The following is an 18,376-nucleotide window of genomic DNA, read 5'->3' on the forward strand; positions in this document are numbered from 1 at the left end:
AGTATGCCTGTAAACCGCAATGCCCTTATCCGCTACCGTACTATTGACAATTGCCTGCAAAACCGCTATAAAAAATGGACGCTTGACGATTTAATTGATGCCTGCTCGGATGCCTTATACGAATTTGAAGGCATTGATAAAGGCGTAAGCCGCCGATCAGTACAGGCTGATATCGAGATGATGCGCAGCAATAAGCTGGGCTATGAGGCACCAATTATTGTAGTTGATAAAAAGTACTACACCTATGCCGATAAAAACTACAGCATTACGAACAGCCCCATTAACCAGCAGGATTTAAAAGTTTTGAGTGAGGTATCAAGCCTGCTAAAACAATTTAAAGGCTTTAACCACTTTACCGATCTGAACGAAATGGTGAGCAAGCTGGAGGATAAAATCTATTCGCAAAAAACACACAGCACACCGGTTATCGATTTTGAAAAAAACGACAACCTGAAGGGGCTGGAGTATATCGAGGTTATCCGTAAGGCCATCGTAGCTAAAAAAACCATGTGCATTACCTACCAATCGTTCAAAGCGCGCGAGGCTAACACCTTTTGCTTTAGCGGGTACCTATTAAAAGAGTACCGCAACCGCTGGTTTGTATTGGGCATGCCACATAAAAGAAATGCCCAAATGTTAAACCTGGCACTCGATAGGATTCAAACCATAGAAGAGCATTCCGATGAGTACCGCGAAAATAAATCGATAGATTTTGGCACTTATTATAGTGATGTTATCGGTGTAACCAAATCGCCGGGACAGCGCGATACACAGGTTGTGTTCTGGATTGATGATGCCAACGCACCCTACGTGATTACCAAGCCCCTGCACCATACTCAAAAAGTAGTGAGCGAAGAGAACGGCGGCAAAGTTTTTACTATCCGCGTAATCATGAATTTTGAGCTGGAACGCGAACTGCTGGGTTTCGGCCCCAAAATAAAGGTATTAGGACCCAGGATTTTGGTTAAACAGATGAAGATATTATTGCAAAAATCGCTCAACAGATATGAAGTTCCCTCGGCTATACAGGTTAGTTCGGAAGAATAAAGGGCAATGTTCAGTTGTAAAAGTTTTCCTCCGGTTTGTATCCCTTTCCATCGGTTTGTGTCCTTACAAACCACTATTCCAATGGCAGTTTGTTCGGACTGGGCAACCGGACTATATATTGGGAAGATGCCTGTGAGGACACAGTTTTCGGGAAAACATTTTGACCTTTTGCCCATCACCTTTAGCCTTTCCCCTTTCCTCCCCGCTTCTTCGATGCCTTAGCTACCTTATTAAACTCCAAAGCCAAACCTATCCAATAGTCAAATTTTTTATTGGAGCCAATGTCGTCTCCATCAACCCAAACATAATCCTTCATTACCCGGCCGCCGTTTATCATCTGGCGGCAATCGCCATTTTCCAGTTCAACAGCTGCCTGGTTTTGGCCAATGCGGAAAAGCAGGCCGTTATCGCGTACGCAAACGCACATCTTGTCATCAACCATAAAGCACAATCCCTGGAACATTTTTATCTCGTCAATTTTAGGCTGTTCGCTTAGCGCTTCGCGCACGCGGTTGGTTAATTGTTCGTCGTAAGCCATGTGGTGTTAAGTTAATAGTACTAAGTCTTGAGTCAAAAGTCAATTTATTCTTTTTTGCTGAGAGCTTAAGACTTTCGACTAAAACTATCGTAATTGCATGATTAATAAAGTAATAGGTGTTATTAGATAATTTTATGAAATTAACGAAAATCAGGTTACTTTCAATTGCGCCAAATCTTTTTTAATCCGGTTTTTCTCACTTACAGTTTTGGCCAGGTTTAACGCGGTTTGTAAATGAGCTATGGCAGATGTGTTATCTGCATCTTTATACAAATGGCCCAATAACACGTGGTACAGGTGGTTATCGTTCAGCTTTAATTTTTCGGCTTCAATAATGGCATCCTGTTTGCCACGGGCTTTGTACAGGGCATAGGTGCGGTTGAGCGCGGCAGCGGGCGAATAGGCAATTTGCAGCAGGCGGTTGTATAACTGCAGGATGCTTTCCCATTTATCTATAGTATCCTCCTTTACGGTATGCCAGTAGGCAATGGCAGCTTCCAGGTGGTATTTGTTTACCTGGCTGCCTTTGGAGGCCAGTTCCAGGTAGTATTTTCCTTTATCTATCAGCTCATCAACCCAAAGGCGGGTATCCTGATCGTCATACCGCACCATTTCGCCATGTTCATCGGTACGGGCATCAAAACGCGAGGAATGGAAACACATCAGCGCCATCAGGGCATAAGTTTCGGGCAGGTTGGTTAGTTCATTTTCAATAAGCAGGTAGGTGAGGCGCATGGCCTCTAAACAAAGGTCTTTGCGTAAAGGTGCATCCTGGCTGGTAGAGTAATAGCCTTCGTTAAACAATAAATACAGGGTAGTTAAAACCGCCTGCAGCCTTTTGCTTATTTGGGAAGTGGCCGGGAATTCAATCTTCACTTTTTCTTCCCGTAATTTTTCCTTCGCCCTGAACAGGCGTTTATTGATGGTGGCTCTGTTGGATAAAAAAGCGTCGGCAATTTCATCAATCCCAAACCCGCAAAGAATTCTTAATGCCAGGCTCACCTGTGCCTCGGCAGGTAATACCGGCTGGCAAATGGCAAACATCAGCTGTAGCTGGCTGTCATTAATGTGTTTGTCCGACAGGTCTATTTCAAACTCAGCATAATCCGGCTGTGCCGACTGCAGGATGGGGGTGACTTTTTGGTCGAAGATCTTATTGCGCTTTAAATAATCTTTGGCCCTGTTGCGGGCAACAGCGTAAAGCCAGGCTACCGGATTTTCGGGCAGGCCCTTAAGCCCCCAGGTTTCGGCGGCGCTTAAAAAAGTTTCACTGGCTATATCTTCGGCAATTTCGGGATGCTCAAAACCAAAGTGCTTGTATAGCACCGATACTATTTTACGGTACTCGGTACGGAATAAATGCGGCAGCAGTTCGGTATTGTTCATGGCAAGCATAATGCCACCTCCCGCATGCAGGAGGTGGCAGCATAAAATTACATATTCATGGGTACAATCTGGCGCACCTCAACATTACCACCAACCAGCAAAATTGGGCAGCCTTTTGAAATTTCGGTAGCCTCTTCCAAAGTATCGCACTTGATGATGGAGTAGCCGCCTATTAATTCTTTAATTTCAACATAAGGGCCGTTGGTAACTATCCCATCTGGCCTTATTACAGATCCTGTGCCGTTATACAGGCGGTTGCCATTGGTAACCAGCTTGTTTTGTGCGGCAACACCGCCCAGCCAGTCCATCCATAATTTCATGGTTGCCTGCATTTGCTCTGGCGACCGTGACTCTGTAGCGTTTTCCTCAACTTGTCTGAAGATCAATAAAAATTCGTTCATGATGATTTAAATTTTGGTGATTAAAGCTATAAGACGATCAGGTTTTGCCGGATAGGACAACGGTCCGAAAAATATTTATATATTTCAATTACCGGTTCAAGATACGCCAAATTTGCAATCGAAAAATAAATGTAGCATTTTAAAAAATCCTGTATCTAAACAACCGAAAACAAAATAAGGGCATGTCGTTCGAAGAAATTTACGATACATATTACAGCAAGATATTCCGTGTATGCATGGGCTACATGAACGATCATGACCGTGCCCGCGATGTTACGCAGGATACATTTATTTCCGTTTGGCAAAAACTGGATCAGTTCAGGAACGAATCGGCCATAGGTACGTGGATTTTCCGCATCGCATCAAACCATTGCCTGCGCCAGCTGGAAAAACAAAACCGGATGCCGATAGGAGAGATGCCGGCCGAACTGGAAGATAAAGCGCCACCCGATACAGAAGGCCAGGTGCAATTGCTGTATAAATGTATAGCCCAACTGCCCGAGATTGACCGCATCATCATTTCATTAGAACTGGAAGATATAAAGCAAGCCGAAATAGCCGCTATTACTGGTCTTTCTGAAACCAACATCAGGGTAAAGGTTTACCGGATTAAAGAAAAACTATCTCGAAAATTTAAAAAGTATGAGCCACAGTATTGATTTTAAAGCCCTTTGGCAACAGCAGCCCGCCGGCAATAAGCCCGATATTAACGCGGTGATAAAAAAAGCGATTGATTTAAAACGTAAAACAAAAAACAAGTTAGTATGGGCCAACCTGGTATTAATGGCAACTGCCATTTTTGTAATTGTAATATGGGCCAATTTGAGTACGCGGGTATTTACAACCACCGCAGGTATTATCCTGATTGTATGTTCGATAGTTGCTTTTGTGGCGGTAAGCAGCGGTTTGCATATGGGGCTGTTTAAAAGCCATCCCGAAGCTGATACTTTTACTTACCTGAACGAATTGATTTCGATACAAAAAAAACAGCAGTTCATCCAAACCAAAGTAATGAGCTTATACTTTGTGTTTTTGAGCTTTGGCCTGTTTTTGTACATGATGGAGTTTGAAAATAGGATGAGCGTTTTATGGGCAAGTATTACTTTTTTATGCTCTTTTGGCTGGGTGGCCTTTGCTTATTTTTATTTAGGCCGAAGGCAGTTTAAAAAACAACAGGCCGAAATGAGCGGCGCTATCGAAAAATTGCAGGCTATAAATAAGCAATTGGAGGCATCTAAAGAAACGGAGTAAGTTGTTCGCGCTTAAATCTCTTGTCGTCCTTTTCGCTTTTTGTGCTAATTTTACCGCCGCAAAATATCGCCCGCTATGATCCAGGTTTTCCGGTCTTTTAATCCTTTGAATGTTTTGTGGCTGGTGGTTGTGCTGTTTATCACCCGGCTTGGCTATATCATTCATGTACCCGACAAACTGGAATTTGTATTTGTTGAGCCGTTTGCACGCCTGCTGGTACCTGTTGCTTACGAATATGCGCTATCGCCCGGGTTGAATATATTGATTGCCGGCGTGTTGATACTGATACAGGCAATGCTGCTTAACTATTTAATAAACCACTATAATTTATTAAGCAAGCCCTCTTTTTTGCCTGCATTGATGTATGTAACGCTTTCGGGCCTGTTTTCGCCTTTTTTAATATTAAGCGCGCCGCTGATATGTAATTTTTTGCTGATATGGATGCTATTTAAGCTATTTAGCCTGTACAAAGGAGATAATGCCAAATCAATATCCTATGATGCAGGTATGATAGTTGCCCTTGGCTCGCTTATTTACTTCCCGTTTATTTATTTGTTTTTGGCTATTTGGATAGCGCTCATATTATTTAAACCCTTTAACTGGCGCGATTGGGTATCGGGCATTTTAGGGTATGTCACCATCTTTTTCTTTTTAGCGGTGTTTTACTATCTGAATGATAAGATTACTGTTTTTTATAATATCTGGTTGCCACTGGGTAAAAAATTTCCTGATCATATCAGCATCAACTCCTATAATTACCTGCTGCTGATACCCGTTTTGATGATATTGGTACTTTGCATTTTTAAATTGCAGCAAAATTTCTTTAAAAGTTACGTGCAAACCCGTAAATCTTTCCAGCTGTTATTTTTTATTTTTTTGATTGCAGGATTTTCATTTTATGTAAGTGCTTCTTTTCACATTAATCATTTTTTGTTGTGTATAGCACCCGCCGCAGTGTTTTTTGCCTATTATTTTTTATACGCAACCAAAAAATGGTTTTACGAAAGCTTGTTTTTATTGCTGTTAATCAGCATTATCTACTTTCAGTTTAACAAATTTTAACTTTTACATTCGTCCAAATTTCAGCGGTTATATTAGTTTTGTAGCGTGAAACTATTATTGGCTGCTGTTTAAACAAACAACCAGGCGATTGTAGTATCATAAAAACTTACACAAAAAAACAAATCAGATGAAATTTGGCGTAGTTATATTCCCGGGCTCTAACTGTGATGAAGACATTATATATGTATTAGAAAAAATAATGGGCCAGCAGGTTGTAAGGTTATGGCACAAAGACCATGACCTGCAAGGTGTAGACTTTGTTGTTTTACCCGGCGGTTTCTCCTTTGGCGATTATCTTCGTTCAGGTGCTATCTCCCGTTTTTCGCCAATTATGCAGGAAGTTATCCAGTTTGCTGCAAAAGGCGGTTACGTAATGGGTATTTGTAACGGTTTCCAGATATTAGCCGAAGCCGGTTTGCTGGATGGCGCTTTGCTGCATAACGAAAATCGTAAATTCATTTGCCGCAACATTTATCTTAAACCGCAAACAACCCAATCGTTGCTTACTGTTGGTTTAGAGCAGAACCAGGCATACAAAATTCCTATTGCCCACGGCGAGGGTAACTTTTTTGCCAGTGCCGACGTGATAAAACGCTTAAATGATAACGACCAGGTAATGTTCCGTTATTGCGATGAAGCCGGTAATATTACGGCTGACGCCAACCCTAACGGATCATTGGAAAATATTGCCGGTATCACCAATGCTGCCCGCAACGTATTTGGTTTAATGCCTCACCCTGAACGGGCTGCTGACGCGTTGTTGGCTAACGAAGACGGACTGGCTATTTTCGAATCAATATTATCAGTAGTTAGGGCCTGATGACCAGCCTGGTTATCGATATAGGTAACACATTTACAAAGATTGCTGTATTTGAGCTTGATGAGTTACTTACGGTTGAGCAATTTGAAGATGTACCCATAACCAGGCCGGATGAACTGATCAGTGAGTATAAAGTTGACAGGGGAATTGTATCGTCGGTAAAAAAAAATGTGGAGCCCTGGCAAAAAAGCTTAACATCGAAAATACCGTTGGTTACATTTAACAACACCATGACCAGTGGAATACAAAACCACTACCTAACCCCCGAAACACTTGGTACTGATAGAATGGCTGCTGTTATAGGGGCAAGCCATATATACCCCGGGCAAAATAGCCTGGTAATAGCAGGCGGCACCTGCATAACCTACGACTATGTTGATACCAACCGGAATTATTTTGGAGGCAGCATATCACCGGGTTTAAATATGCGTTATAAGGCTGTAAACTATTATACCGCCGGTTTGCCGCTAATAAATGCCGATGCGGGGTTTACGCCCGGCTACGGAAACAATACCGAAACCGCCATACGTTCGGGGGTGCAAAACGGTATAAAATATGAGTTAACAGGGTTTATTGAAAGCTATAAAGCCATTGATAACCAACTAAATATTGTGCTAAGCGGGGGCGACAGTATTTTTTTTGATACGCTGTTAAAAAATAGCATCTTTGCCCCCTACATAAAAATTGAACCTTATTTGGTTTTAAAAGGATTAAACGCAGCTATACAAAAGCATAATGATTAAATATACCAGGTTTCTTTTAACACTTCTATTTTCTGCAGTAATTGTATTTGCAGCAAACGCGCAATCTACCACCAGCTCTCCATATTCAAGGTTCGGTTTGGGCGATATTAGCCCACAGTCAACAGCCCAAAGCCTTGGTACCGGTGGTATTGGCGTTGCAACCAACAGGATCAGCTTGTTTAATAACATCAACTTCCTTAACCCGGCATCATACGCGGCTATTAATTTAACTACTATTGATATTGGTATCTACAGTAATTTTTCAACCCTGAGCCAAACCGGGCAAACCAGCCAAAGCAATAAAAACTTCAGGTTAAGCCACATCGCTTTCGGTATTCCTGTTAGTAAGCATTCGGCATTGAGTTTTGGCTTGTTGCCTTACAGCGAACGTGGCTACAACTATAAAAAGTCGGTTAGCAGCCTTGGTACATCTTCGCCGGCAGATACCAATACTACCAACTATACCTATAATGGCGATGGCGGCTTGTCAAAAGCATACATCGGCTACGGCTTTACAGTAGCCAAGCACTTATTAATAGGTGGTAATGTGTCTTATATATTTGGTAATCTAAAAGATAACACAACCACCGAAACACCCGGACTTGCGGGCTTTTTAAATACCAAAATTGAACAAACCAATGCTATCGGCGGTTTAAATTACGATTATGGCCTACAATATTCCATTGATCTTTCCCAAACAAAGCACGTTATTTTGGGTTACTCGGCATCAGCGGGGTCAAAGCTTAATTCACAGTCCAGCTTTATTGTAAGCCATTACACCAATGATGCCAATGGCAACCCTAACATTGCGGTTGATAGCGTTATAAACAAACAAGGCTCATCAGTAAAGCTGAAACTTCCTCAAATAAACAGGTTCGGGATATCGTTCCAAAATGATGGCAAGTTTTTAGTTGGCGCCGATTATTCGATGGGGCAATGGTCAAACTACAGTATTGATGGTCAAAACCAGGGTTTGGTAAACAGTCGCACCATTAATGTTGGCGCGCAAATTACCCCAAACATTGGTACCATCCGCAACTACCTGGCTACTGTTGATTACCGTATTGGGGGTATTTATGATGAAACCTACATGGTTGTAAATAATACCCGTATTAAAAGGGTGGCTGTTACCGCCGGTTTTGGCTTGCCATTACGCCCTAACAACGGTAGCTTTTACAAAATCAACTTCTCGGCCGAGGTTGGTAAAAGAGGTACGCTGGCTAATGGCCTGGTTAAAGAAAACTATGTTAACCTGCACTTGGGCTTTACGCTTAACGACAGGTGGTTTACCAAATATAAATTTGATTAATAACATGATGTACCACGGGGCAAAATATGTAAAAGGCTTAGACCTGCTGTTATTGCCCTTGCTTGTCTTTTTCATATCATCCTGCGAAAACGACCTGAACAAGGTTAAAGAGATTGCATCTAACGAAGTAGGGATAGTAGTTGAACCAACAACCGGGGTTGATTTGATTATGAGCGACTCGGCAAAAGTAAAGCTGCACTTGTTAGCCCCGCTTATGTTGCAGTACCAAACAAAAGATCCTTATAAGGTAATGCCCAAAGGCGTAAAGGTTATACTTTACGATAAACAAACCCAGCAGGAATCGGGTAATATTGTTGCAGATACGGGCATTTCCCGCGATACTAAAAAGCTTATTGAGTTTCACAAAAACGTTGTGGCAACCAATGCCAAAGGCGAAACCTATAAATCTGACGAACTTTACTGGGACCAGACCACAAAAAAAGTTTATTCGCACAAACCTGTACAGGTAACTATGAACGGCGGCAATGTGATGAATGGTGATAGTTTTGAAAGCGATGACGCTTTCCTGCACCCTACACTTAAAAGTAGTACCGGCATATTTCATGTGGACGAAAAAGTGACACAATAATGTTGTTTTTTTCAGGAAAATTTTGTGTTATAGAATTTTACTAAAAATTGTATCTTGCGCCCTCTTTTAAAAGAATATAATAATTACAGAAGTATATGGGTATAATGGGTTTCTTGCGCGAACGGATGGGAAAAATCCTGGCAATCTTTATTGGGGTTGCACTTTTTGCATTCATCGTGAGCGAGGTAGTAAGATCAGGTGGGTCTTTTTTTAGAGACGACCGCAACGAACTTGCCGAAGTAAACGGCGAAAAGGTTCAATTAGATGAGTTCAATAAAAGGCTCGACCAAAACACAAATCAGTTTAGGCAACAATCAGGGCAGAGTCTTTCGCCCCAGATATTAAACTATGTTCAGGAAACTACCTGGAACCAGGTGATAAGCGAACTGTTGCTTAATAAAGAGATTGAAAAATTGGGCTTAACAGTTGGCGACGATGAAGCTGCAGCTATGGTAACCGGTAATAACCCCGACCAGCAGATAACCCGCGTACCCCAATTTGCCGATCAGCAAACCGGGCAGTTTGATAAAAACAAGCTAAACCAGTATTTAAGCTTTATATCGTCATCAAAAGCCGATACTGCTTCAAAACGCCAGTGGGGGGAATTTCTGAAGCAGGTATTTGAGGCCAAACAAAAAACAAAGTACATGGCTATTGTTACCAATGGCTTGTACGTAAACTCGTTGGAAGCCAATGATGATTACCAGGCAAAAAACAAGTTGGTTAGCTTTAAATATGCTACACTTGATTACGCATCAATCCCCGATGCTAAGGTTACGTTAACTGACGCCGATTACAGTGCCTACTATGATGCCCACAAAGCTGAATTTAAAAATCAGCAGGAAACAAGATCATTTGATTACGTTGCTTTTAATGGATCTCCCTCTAAAGAGGATAGCGCTGCTATTAAAGCCGACGTGAACAAACTGGTTGACAGCATTAAAGTAAGCACCAACGATTCGCTTTTTGTACAAATTAACTCTGAAACAAAAACACCGCTTGTATTCCAGAAAAAAGGTTCTTTTGAGCCTAAATTAGATACTTTAATGTTTAACGCTGCCAAAGGCTTTGTTTATGGTCCTTACGTATCAAACGGAAGCTATAAAATTGCCAAATTAAGCGATGTTAAAACCACTTTTGATTCTGTTAGGACAAGGCATATTTTGATTAACCCTCAGGCTGAAGGCGGCATCGAAAAAGCAAGGGCGAAAGCCGATTCACTTAAAAAGCTAATTGAAGGCGGCAGGCCGTTTACTGATTTTGTAGCCACTTTCTCGACAGATAAAGGCAGCGCTGTTAAGGGTGGCGAAATACCTTCATTTGATGTTAATGGTTTAATGGCCGGTGGCCAGGGCCAGATAACCGCCGAATATGCAAATGCGGCTTTTAAAGCAAGCAAAGGTAGCTTGATTGTGGTTACCTCGCAGTTTGGTGTTCACCTTATCCAGGTTGAGGATCAAAAAGGATCGGTAAAAGTAATTAAAGTTGCTATTGTTGATAAACCGATTGTTGCCAGCAGTAAAACGCAAACTGTAGCTTACAGTAAAGCCCAGGGATTTTTAGCTGCTTTAACAAAAGATAATTTTGATGCCGAAGCTAAAAAAGAAGGTGTTAAAAAACTTACTGCTGATGATGTTACCGGCACCGCTGCAGGCCTGCCAGGCTTGGATAATGCCCGTGAAGTTGTAAGATGGGCATTTAAGGCCGACAAAGGCGACCTTGCCGATAAAGTATTTACGGTTGGCGATCAATATATCATCCCTCGTTTAACTCAAATTAAACCTAAAGGCATTTTACCGCTTGATGTTGTTAAAAAGCAAATTGAGCCTGCTGTACGTAACGAAGTAAAAGCAAAACAACTGAACGAAAAATTTGCGGCTGCGCTGAACGGGGCATCATCAATTGACCAGGTAGCTCAAAAAGCGGGTACCAAAGCAGTTCCGGTTCAAAACATTGTTTTTGCAAACCCAATTATTCCGGGCCAGCAAGGTGCAGAATACAAAGTTGTGGGCTCTATCTTCGGTTCGAAACCGGGTACGCTTTCAAAACCGATTAACGGGCAACAAGGTGTATTTGTTTATATTGTTGATGGCTTTACCAATCCGGCACCACTAACAAACAACTTAAGGCAAAAACAGCAAATAGCGCAAACCTTAATACAACGTGCAGACGGACAGGTATTGGATGCGTTGAAAGATAATGCTAATGTAAAAGATAACAGGGCTAAACTGTTATAATATAAATTAAAGTAATTTTACATCCGGGAGCAGCGTTAAAACTGTCTCCCGGATTTTTTTTGCCCTGGGGTTTTAAGAGCTGTGAAAAAAAACTGTCATCCTGAGGTACGAAGGATCTATTTGCGAACTTTGCTATCGGTCATGCACAACTGATAGATTATAGGTACAGGATTTACAAGGCAAAATTAAACTCAATTTACTTTTAGATTTTTAAAATTAGGATTTAGAATTTAGTGCAATTAGGATTTAGAATTTAAACTTATGGATATACAGGAAAACATCGTAAACAAAGTAGCCCAAAGTGGTTTGGTTACTTTAGATCCCGCATCGTTTTATCCCGCAGGCGAACGTGTTATTTACGACATTAAAGATAACCTGTTCCATGGCCTGATGCTGCGTGAGAAAGATTTGCGCGATTTTATAAAGGAACACGATTTTACCCAATACCAGGACAAAAACGTAGGCATTACCTGCAGCGCTGACGCTATTGTACCAACCTGGGCCTACATGCTGCTGGCAAACCGGATGGCCCCTTATGCCCGTGAGGTTGTTTTTGGGAACGCGGATGTATTAGAAACGGTTTTGTTTGAAAAGGAGATAGCGAAAGCCGATCTGGAGCAATACGCTGGCCAGCGTATTGTATTAAAAGGATGCGGAGATATAGCAGTCCCAGTTTCGGCCTATGTGGAGCTTACCAAAAAATTAACCCCGATAGTAAAAAGCATCATGTTTGGCGAACCATGCTCTACAGTGCCAATTTATAAGCGTAAGGATTAATATTAACTATTTGCTTTTTGATTGAATCCCCCTGATCAATAGTTTCCGGCTCAGGCAATAAAAATGGGTTTAAACCATTTATAGTATCAATTGTCCTATTCATGTGCTGGTTATAAATAAATTGGCTGCAGTTAAAAAGCAAATATTAATGAAAAAAATATTCTCGTGCTCTTTGTTCTTTGTATTGTTTTACGCTTCGGGCTTTGCACAGGAACTTGCAAAAGTTACCGGGCCTGTGTTTAAAGTTGGCGAAAAACTAAGCTACAAAATGCAATACGGTTTTTTTAAGGCAGCCGAAGCCAATATAAGGATTGAAGCCAGCGACAAAAAATTACCGGGCAACGCCTTCCATTTGATTGCCGAAGGAAAAACAGCAGGTACCTTTGATATATTTTACAAGGTGCGCAACCGCTACGATTCTTATGTAGATCAAAATACATTGTTGCCTTACTTTTACAGTGAAGACCGGCACGAAGGTAAATGGAAGCATACCGACAAGGCTACCTTTGATCAAAAAGACAATAAAGTAACCGCTAATAAAGGCGAATTTTCATATAAGGGCGATTCATATGATTTTGTATCGGCTTATTATTTTGCCCGTACTATAGATGTATCCAAACTTAAAAAAGGGGAGACATTTGACCTGCAATATTTTTTAGAGGATGGCTTTCATAAAATGAATATCACTTACGTAGGTACAGAAACTATTAAATGTGATATGGGTACTTTTAACTGTTTGAAATTTAACCCCACAATTATCCCTGGCCGTATTTTCCGTAAGGATAGTAAGTTGTACCTTTGGATAACTAATGATGGCAACAGGATACCTGTAAAGGCACATGTTGAAGTTATTTTAGGCAGTATAACAATGGAGCTTCAATCGGCAAGCGGATTGAAGTATCCGTTAAACCCCGTAATGAATTAAATTAAAATATGATAGAGGTAGGTAACGTGTTGGTGCACGAGGATGTGATAAAGGAAAACTTTGTTTGCAATTTAAACAAATGCAAAGGCGCGTGTTGCCTGGAAGGCGACTCGGGCGCTCCCCTGAATGCCGACGAACTTGATATTTTAAAAGAAATATATCCAAAAGTAAAGCCTTACCTAACCGCCAAGGGTATCAAAACCATCGAAAAGGTGGGTACTTATGTGAAAGATTTTGAAGGCGACTACACCACCCCCTGTGTAGACACCAACAAGGAGTGCGCTTATGTAATTTGGGAAAACGGAATCACTAAATGTGGCATCGAAAAAGCTTATGAAGAAGGCGCTGTTACCTGGAAAAAACCCATCTCCTGCCATTTATATCCCATCCGCATCACAGCGTACCCGGAGTTTGATGTGTTAAATTACGACCGCTGGAGCATTTGCAGCCCCGCCTGCACATTTGGCGATGAACTAAAGGTACGTGTTCACGAATTCTTAAAAGGCCCGTTAATCCGCAAATATGGTGCAGATTGGTACCAGGAATTGGAAAATGAGGTGGCCGGAAGGTAAAGGGAGCTACTGTCTGGGGTTAAACTGCTTTGCTGCTTTTAAGGCGCTGAGGTTGATTTAATTGCACTTTGCCTATGTCTTCTGTTTAAAAACCTATAATGTGTTTTAAGCGACTTATGGCTTTTGCACAAAATATTCTGTAAATTTGTTTGATACTAAAACGGAGGTCTTAATGAAACCTGAAATTACGCTGCCACCTAACGGGTTGTTCAAAACCCATAAGGCATATTCGCCCGAAGAAATACTTGCTGCAGGCGGGGCAACTGCCTTCGGTAAAAAATCAGGCAAAAACAATAAAAGTTTAATTAAGGCTCTGAAAAATGCCCCCCCGGCTGAACCCTTCACCCAACAAGAATGGGATCAAACCATGCAGCATCTAAAAGATTCTAAGTAGTGAATTTATTATTTGATACCAACATCATTTTAATTCTAATCCGCTCAAATAATTACGATGATATCATTGGCTTACTAAATCCTGATAGTGTTCCTATTTATATTTCTGTAGTTTCAGAAGCAGAGATCAAATCAATAGCAATACAAAATAACTGGGGTATCAACCGGCGTAATAAACTTAATTTGTTTTTAGATAACGTTAATATCGTTGAGATCAGCCAAATGTTTGTCAATACATACACGGAGATCGACAGTTATTCTCAATGTCGAAATCCTGCTTTTGTTGATTATCCTTTCTCTACCCATCGGAACATGGGCAAAAATGATTTATGGATCGCTTCATTAGCTGCGTTGCTTGGGTTACAACTAGTTACCACCGATGGAGATTTTGACCATTTAAACGGAGTGTTTTTTGACGTGCAAAAGTTAACACCAACATTGTAAAATAGTATTGTAAACGGGTCCGTCCTATTTTGCTTAAAGTTGAAGCTCTACGTTGACTGTCGGCATACCAAAGCCTAAAACATTCCCACCAACTCTTTCAAATGCCCTATCTGTACGGGTACATCGTCGGGCTTTGGCACATTAAAGGGGTTAAAATAAATAGCGTCCATACCAAAGTTCAAAGCGCCATAAACATCGGCTTCCAGGCTATCGCCAATCATTACGCTTTCATGCTTGGTTGCACCCGCAAGGTCTACCGCGTGTTGAAAGATAGCCTTATCGGGTTTGTTGACCCCTACATCCTCAGAGATGATGATATTTTTAAAATAGCCTGCCAGGTTGCTGCCTGCAATTTTTATCCGGGTAGAGTCTTTAAACCCGTTGGAAATCAAGTGTAGCGTATATTTTGATTGCAGGTAAGTGAGCGTTTCATGGGCGTGCGGAAACAGGTTTGTTTTTGTGGGGCACAATTGCACATAAGCGTCTTCAAAATCAACAGGCATCAGGTCGGGGTGCAGGCCAAGATCGGTAAAGGTGCGTTTAAAACGTGCATCGCGCAGCTCATCTTTAGTAATTTGTCCGGTATGGTATTGTGCCCAAAGCTGGTGGTTATTGCGCGTATAAGTTTCAATAAACAGGCCTGCGGAAGTAAGGCCGACGCGCTCAAGCTGGTGAAGGTGATAAAGTTCATGCAAAGCCTCCTCGGCATTTTTATCAAAATCCCAGATGGTATGATCAAGATCGAAAAAGATATGCTTTTTGATTTCGGATTTCGGAGGGGGAGTTTCTGATTGATTTTTCATTTGGATATTATGCATTTGCGATACGAAAGAGCAACATCCGCCAGTCAACTGCCCATCGCGCTGCAAAGGTCGTTATTAGATTGGTTGCTGTTACCTTTTTAGCATTAAAAACTGATCTGCCCTCAATATAACAGCGGCAACCCGGGCTTAAATAAGCCTTCGTTTCGCCGACTATATTTTGTCTCAAATCTAACATCTCATATCTGTTTCGGCGATATCCAAAAGTTATTATATCCCAAGCCTATTTGTATTTCTATTAGTTCCTGTTGCAGCATCTCCAATACAGCCAAAAAATTGTACACAAAATGCACCTTATTTTCCGACTCTTTGGCTAAGGCCTTAAAATCGAGCATTTTGTTGATCTTAAGCAGATCGGCAACAGCTTGCTTTTGTTTTTCGATTGTGTAAGGGTACTGAACTACGGTATGCTTTACCTCTTCGCTGCGGTTAAGATAGTTGCGCATCAGGCGTTCGTGCACCATCATCAGCTTGTATAGGCTTATTTCTGATAGCTCTTCGCCCGGAAGTACTACTTTTTCTACCTGCTCCAGGTCGTGCTTAATGTTACCGCGTTTCTCCTGTTTAAAACGCTCCTCCTCGTAAGGACGCAGTTCGTCGCACAGTTCCTTAAACTTTTTATATTCTATCAGCTTACGGATCAGGTTTTCCTTGGTATCGGTATCATCTGCGGCATTTTCGGCTTCGTAACGGGGCAACAGCATTTTGGCTTTAATGCGCATTAGCGTTGCGGCAACAAAAATAAACTCGCTGGCCAGCTCCATGTTCAGGCTGGTCATCTGGTGAATGTAGTTCAAAAAATCGTCGGCAATTTTGGCAATGGGGATATCATGGATGTCCAGTTCATCGCGCTCAATAAAAAACAGCAACAGATCAAACGGGCCTTCAAACTGGGGTAATCTTATGGCAAAGCTGTCGTCGGTCATGACTGTAAAAATAGGGAAGGAGAATCAAGAATGAAGAATCAGGAGCCAAGATTTTTTGAGTAGACAGGTAACATAAACAAAAGGCTGTTTTGCCTTGCCTCTTGATGCTTAATTCCTGACGCTTTTTTAATACAAATCGATATGCTTTATTTATAAATAATTAGTTTACTTTGTAAGTTAAATACAGATTACAAATGTCAATGCAGGTACCGGCCGGCGATTTATTATCAAAAATAAATTACCCTTCTGATTTAAAGCAACTTAACGAAGATCAACTTGAACAAGTTTGCCAGGAACTGCGCCAGTATATCGTCGATGTAGTATCGGTAAATGGTGGCCACTTTGCCGCCAGCCTGGGTGTTGTTGAGCTAACTGTTGCATTGCAATACGTTTTAAACACCCCTTATGACCAATTAGTTTGGGATGTAGGGCATCAGGCTTATGGCCATAAAATACTCACAGGACGCCGGGATGCATTTCACACCAACCGGATTTATAAAGGCATCAGCGGTTTTCCTAAACGATCTGAAAGCGAATATGACACTTTTGGTGTTGGCCACTCATCAACATCTATATCTGTAGCTTTGGGAATGGCTGTGGCATCGCATTATAAAGGCGAAACCGACAGGCAGCATGTTGCTGTTATTGGCGACGGCGCCATGACAGCAGGTATGGCTTTTGAAGCTTTGAACCATGCAGGTATCGAAAATTCCAACCTGCTGGTGATCCTGAACGACAATAACATGTCTATCGACCCTAACGTTGGCGCTTTGAAGGAATACCTTACGGATATTACTACATCCAAGCCCTACAACCGTTTCAGGGACGACATCGCGCACGTGCTGGCCAAGCTATCGGCAATTGGCCCCGATGCGTTTAAAATTGCCCAGAAATTAGAAAAAAGCATAAAAGGTACCCTGCTTAAACGAAGCAACTTTTTTGAAGCTTTAAAGTTCAGGTATTTTGGACCGATAGACGGCCACGATGTAAACCACCTGGTGAAAGTTTTAAAAGACCTGCGCGATATTCCGGGACCCAAAATATTACATTGCGTTACCACCAAAGGTAAGGGCTACGCCCTGGCCGAAAAAGACCAGACCAAGTGGCATGCCCCCGGTTTGTTTGATAAAATTACCGGTGAGATAAAGAAAGCTAAATACGATAAACCACAGCCACCTAAATACCAGGACGTGTTTGGCCATAGCATTATTGAACTTGCTGAGCAAAACCCTAAAATAATGGGTATTACGCCGGCAATGCCATCAGGCTGTTCATTAAACCTGATGATGAAGGCTATGCCTAACCGGGCTTTTGATGTGGGTATTGCCGAGCAGCACGCCGTAACTTTTTCGGCAGGTTTGGCAACACAGGGCCTGGTTCCGTTTTGTAATATCTACTCCAGCTTTATGCAAAGGGCGTATGATCAGGTGATACACGATGTGGCCATACAAAAACTAAATGTGGTGCTTTGCCTTGATCGCGCCGGTTTTGCAGGCGCCGATGGCCCAACCCACCACGGCGCTTATGACCTGGCCTATATGCGTTGTATTCCTAATATGACGGTATCGGCACCTATGAATGAGGAAGAGCTGCGTAACCTGATGTACACAGCCCAGCAGGAAAACATGGGCCCGTTTGTAATTAGGTACCCGCGCGGTAATGGTGTGATGGTTGACTGGCAACGCCCCTTCAAAGCGATACCTGTAGGTAAAGGCCGGAAAATTTGCGACGGCGAGGATGTAGCGATACTATCTATTGGGGCCATCGGGAACGAGGCTGTAAAAGCCATAGCTGCGTTAAATAACGAGGGTTACTATCCTGCTCATTACGATATGCGTTTTGTGAAACCACTTGATGAAGCGTTGTTACACGAAGTATTCAGGAAATTTGATAAGGTGATTACCGTTGAAGACGGATGCCTTGAAGGCGGGATGGGCAGTGCGATACTGGAATTCATGGCCGATAACGGTTATCAGAAAACCCAGGTGAAACGCTTAGGTATACCCGACAGGATAGTTGAGCATGGCGAACAACCCGAACTTTGGGCCGAATGCGGTTTTGATGCCGATGGAATTGCCAGGCAGGTTAAAAGCTTAGGTGCCCAGCGCAATGCACATACAATAGCGTCGTAAAAA

Annotated in this window: 20 protein-coding genes; 15 read left to right on the top strand and 5 right to left on the bottom strand. The window is 42.0% G+C overall.

Annotated elements, in window-relative coordinates:
- Nucleotides 1-3: 3 nt before the first annotated feature.
- Entirely contained in the window at nucleotides 4-1,047 is a 1,044-nt protein-coding gene (locus PQ469_RS02210; RefSeq protein WP_274211528.1) for a helix-turn-helix transcriptional regulator, read from the top strand.
- A 181-nt stretch (nucleotides 1,048-1,228) separates the two neighbouring features.
- Here the strand turns inward: PQ469_RS02210 and PQ469_RS02215 are convergent, their stop codons facing one another.
- The 3 genes from PQ469_RS02215 to PQ469_RS02225 form a co-directional block, all read right to left on the bottom strand.
- Nucleotides 1,229-1,585, bottom strand: a complete 357-nt coding sequence (locus PQ469_RS02215; RefSeq protein WP_274211529.1) for a TfoX/Sxy family protein — start codon at nucleotides 1,583-1,585, stop codon at nucleotides 1,229-1,231.
- A 150-nt stretch (nucleotides 1,586-1,735) separates the two neighbouring features.
- Entirely contained in the window at nucleotides 1,736-2,971 is a 1,236-nt protein-coding gene (locus PQ469_RS02220; protein WP_274211530.1) for an RNA polymerase sigma factor, read from the bottom strand.
- Nucleotides 2,972-3,018: 47 nt separating this feature from the next.
- Complete coding sequence (locus tag PQ469_RS02225) at nucleotides 3,019-3,372, bottom strand: YciI family protein (RefSeq protein WP_090642264.1); 354 nt, start codon at nucleotides 3,370-3,372, stop codon at nucleotides 3,019-3,021.
- Between the two features lie 182 nt (nucleotides 3,373-3,554).
- Here PQ469_RS02225 and PQ469_RS02230 point away from each other — a divergent pair, with 182 nt between their 5' ends.
- The 13 genes from PQ469_RS02230 to PQ469_RS02290 all read left to right on the top strand — a co-directional run bounded on the left by PQ469_RS02230 (nucleotide 3,555) and on the right by PQ469_RS02290 (nucleotide 14,494).
- Complete coding sequence (locus PQ469_RS02230) at nucleotides 3,555-4,031, top strand: RNA polymerase sigma factor (RefSeq protein WP_274211531.1); 477 nt, start codon at nucleotides 3,555-3,557, stop codon at nucleotides 4,029-4,031.
- Nucleotides 4,015-4,623: a hypothetical protein gene (locus PQ469_RS02235; protein ID WP_274211532.1), complete on the top strand. Its 609-nt coding sequence runs from the start codon at nucleotides 4,015-4,017 to the stop codon at nucleotides 4,621-4,623. Before PQ469_RS02230 ends, PQ469_RS02235 begins: the two co-directional genes overlap by 17 nt.
- A 75-nt stretch (nucleotides 4,624-4,698) precedes the next feature.
- Nucleotides 4,699-5,685 carry a DUF6427 family protein gene (locus PQ469_RS02240; RefSeq protein WP_274211533.1) on the top strand — a complete coding sequence of 329 codons (987 nt, stop codon included), beginning with the start codon at nucleotides 4,699-4,701 and terminating at the stop codon, nucleotides 5,683-5,685.
- Between the two features lie 127 nt (nucleotides 5,686-5,812).
- Nucleotides 5,813-6,505 (top strand): phosphoribosylformylglycinamidine synthase subunit PurQ, encoded by a 693-nt coding sequence (purQ, locus tag PQ469_RS02245; RefSeq protein WP_274211534.1) that lies wholly within the window; start codon nucleotides 5,813-5,815, stop codon nucleotides 6,503-6,505.
- On the top strand, nucleotides 6,505-7,248 hold the full coding sequence (locus PQ469_RS02250) for a type III pantothenate kinase (RefSeq protein ID WP_274211535.1): 744 nt from the start codon (nucleotides 6,505-6,507) through the stop codon (nucleotides 7,246-7,248). Before purQ ends, PQ469_RS02250 begins: the two co-directional genes overlap by 1 nt.
- Nucleotides 7,241-8,557, top strand: a complete 1,317-nt coding sequence (gene bamG, locus PQ469_RS02255; protein WP_274211536.1) for a BamG family beta-barrel-assembly machinery protein — start codon at nucleotides 7,241-7,243, stop codon at nucleotides 8,555-8,557. Before PQ469_RS02250 ends, bamG begins: the two co-directional genes overlap by 8 nt.
- A gap of 4 nt (nucleotides 8,558-8,561) precedes the next feature.
- Nucleotides 8,562-9,146 carry an LPS export ABC transporter periplasmic protein LptC gene (gene lptC / locus PQ469_RS02260; protein ID WP_274211537.1) on the top strand — a complete coding sequence of 195 codons (585 nt, stop codon included), beginning with the start codon at nucleotides 8,562-8,564 and terminating at the stop codon, nucleotides 9,144-9,146.
- 125 nt (nucleotides 9,147-9,271) lie between these two features.
- Nucleotides 9,272-11,383 carry a peptidylprolyl isomerase gene (locus PQ469_RS02265; protein ID WP_274211538.1) on the top strand — a complete coding sequence of 704 codons (2,112 nt, stop codon included), beginning with the start codon at nucleotides 9,272-9,274 and terminating at the stop codon, nucleotides 11,381-11,383.
- 261 nt (nucleotides 11,384-11,644) lie between these two features.
- A complete protein-coding gene (locus tag PQ469_RS02270; RefSeq protein WP_090642291.1) occupies nucleotides 11,645-12,160 on the top strand; it encodes a DUF2480 family protein in 516 nt (171 codons plus the stop codon).
- A gap of 148 nt (nucleotides 12,161-12,308) precedes the next feature.
- Nucleotides 12,309-13,085 (top strand): DUF3108 domain-containing protein, encoded by a 777-nt coding sequence (locus PQ469_RS02275; RefSeq protein ID WP_274211539.1) that lies wholly within the window; start codon nucleotides 12,309-12,311, stop codon nucleotides 13,083-13,085.
- An 8-nt stretch (nucleotides 13,086-13,093) separates the two neighbouring features.
- Nucleotides 13,094-13,657 carry a DUF3109 family protein gene (locus PQ469_RS02280; RefSeq protein ID WP_090642297.1) on the top strand — a complete coding sequence of 188 codons (564 nt, stop codon included), beginning with the start codon at nucleotides 13,094-13,096 and terminating at the stop codon, nucleotides 13,655-13,657.
- A gap of 145 nt (nucleotides 13,658-13,802) precedes the next feature.
- Nucleotides 13,803-14,051: a hypothetical protein gene (locus tag PQ469_RS02285; protein WP_274211540.1), complete on the top strand. Its 249-nt coding sequence runs from the start codon at nucleotides 13,803-13,805 to the stop codon at nucleotides 14,049-14,051.
- A complete protein-coding gene (locus PQ469_RS02290; protein ID WP_274211541.1) occupies nucleotides 14,051-14,494 on the top strand; it encodes a type II toxin-antitoxin system VapC family toxin in 444 nt (147 codons plus the stop codon). Before PQ469_RS02285 ends, PQ469_RS02290 begins: the two co-directional genes overlap by 1 nt.
- A gap of 74 nt (nucleotides 14,495-14,568) precedes the next feature.
- Here PQ469_RS02290 and PQ469_RS02295 read toward each other — a convergent pair whose 3' ends face one another.
- Both PQ469_RS02295 and PQ469_RS02300 read right to left on the bottom strand, forming a co-directional pair.
- Nucleotides 14,569-15,297 (bottom strand): YjjG family noncanonical pyrimidine nucleotidase, encoded by a 729-nt coding sequence (locus PQ469_RS02295; protein ID WP_274211542.1) that lies wholly within the window; start codon nucleotides 15,295-15,297, stop codon nucleotides 14,569-14,571.
- Between the two features lie 197 nt (nucleotides 15,298-15,494).
- Nucleotides 15,495-16,241: a segregation and condensation protein A gene (locus tag PQ469_RS02300; RefSeq protein ID WP_090642309.1), complete on the bottom strand. Its 747-nt coding sequence runs from the start codon at nucleotides 16,239-16,241 to the stop codon at nucleotides 15,495-15,497.
- Nucleotides 16,242-16,441: 200 nt separating this feature from the next.
- Between PQ469_RS02300 and dxs the strand changes: the two genes are divergently transcribed.
- Nucleotides 16,442-18,373, top strand: a complete 1,932-nt coding sequence (gene dxs / locus PQ469_RS02305) for a 1-deoxy-D-xylulose-5-phosphate synthase (RefSeq protein WP_274213859.1) — start codon at nucleotides 16,442-16,444, stop codon at nucleotides 18,371-18,373.
- Nucleotides 18,374-18,376 lie beyond the last annotated feature (3 nt).

Origin of the sequence: Mucilaginibacter sp. KACC 22773 (assembly GCF_028736215.1) — a bacterium.
Lineage (GTDB): Bacteria > Bacteroidota > Bacteroidia > Sphingobacteriales > Sphingobacteriaceae > Mucilaginibacter.

What these genes read in the sequence shown, in the direction of transcription:
- PQ469_RS02210 (WP_274211528.1), top strand. Translation starts at nt 4, where the DNA reads ATGCCTGTAAACCGCAATGCCCTTATCCGCTACCGTACTATTGACAAT.
- PQ469_RS02215 (WP_274211529.1), bottom strand. Translation starts at nt 1,585, where the DNA reads ATGGCTTACGACGAACAATTAACCAACCGCGTGCGCGAAGCGCTAAGC.
- PQ469_RS02220 (WP_274211530.1), bottom strand. Translation starts at nt 2,971, where the DNA reads ATGAACAATACCGAACTGCTGCCGCATTTATTCCGTACCGAGTACCGT.
- PQ469_RS02225 (WP_090642264.1), bottom strand. Translation starts at nt 3,372, where the DNA reads ATGAACGAATTTTTATTGATCTTCAGACAAGTTGAGGAAAACGCTACA.
- PQ469_RS02230 (WP_274211531.1), top strand. Translation starts at nt 3,555, where the DNA reads ATGTCGTTCGAAGAAATTTACGATACATATTACAGCAAGATATTCCGT.
- PQ469_RS02235 (WP_274211532.1), top strand. Translation starts at nt 4,015, where the DNA reads ATGAGCCACAGTATTGATTTTAAAGCCCTTTGGCAACAGCAGCCCGCC.
- PQ469_RS02240 (WP_274211533.1), top strand. Translation starts at nt 4,699, where the DNA reads ATGATCCAGGTTTTCCGGTCTTTTAATCCTTTGAATGTTTTGTGGCTG.
- purQ (WP_274211534.1), top strand. Translation starts at nt 5,813, where the DNA reads ATGAAATTTGGCGTAGTTATATTCCCGGGCTCTAACTGTGATGAAGAC.
- PQ469_RS02250 (WP_274211535.1), top strand. Translation starts at nt 6,505, where the DNA reads ATGACCAGCCTGGTTATCGATATAGGTAACACATTTACAAAGATTGCT.
- bamG (WP_274211536.1), top strand. Translation starts at nt 7,241, where the DNA reads ATGATTAAATATACCAGGTTTCTTTTAACACTTCTATTTTCTGCAGTA.
- lptC (WP_274211537.1), top strand. Translation starts at nt 8,562, where the DNA reads ATGATGTACCACGGGGCAAAATATGTAAAAGGCTTAGACCTGCTGTTA.
- PQ469_RS02265 (WP_274211538.1), top strand. Translation starts at nt 9,272, where the DNA reads ATGGGAAAAATCCTGGCAATCTTTATTGGGGTTGCACTTTTTGCATTC.
- PQ469_RS02270 (WP_090642291.1), top strand. Translation starts at nt 11,645, where the DNA reads ATGGATATACAGGAAAACATCGTAAACAAAGTAGCCCAAAGTGGTTTG.
- PQ469_RS02275 (WP_274211539.1), top strand. Translation starts at nt 12,309, where the DNA reads ATGAAAAAAATATTCTCGTGCTCTTTGTTCTTTGTATTGTTTTACGCT.
- PQ469_RS02280 (WP_090642297.1), top strand. Translation starts at nt 13,094, where the DNA reads ATGATAGAGGTAGGTAACGTGTTGGTGCACGAGGATGTGATAAAGGAA.
- PQ469_RS02295 (WP_274211542.1), bottom strand. Translation starts at nt 15,297, where the DNA reads ATGAAAAATCAATCAGAAACTCCCCCTCCGAAATCCGAAATCAAAAAG.
- PQ469_RS02300 (WP_090642309.1), bottom strand. Translation starts at nt 16,241, where the DNA reads ATGACCGACGACAGCTTTGCCATAAGATTACCCCAGTTTGAAGGCCCG.
- dxs (WP_274213859.1), top strand. Translation starts at nt 16,442, where the DNA reads ATGCAGGTACCGGCCGGCGATTTATTATCAAAAATAAATTACCCTTCT.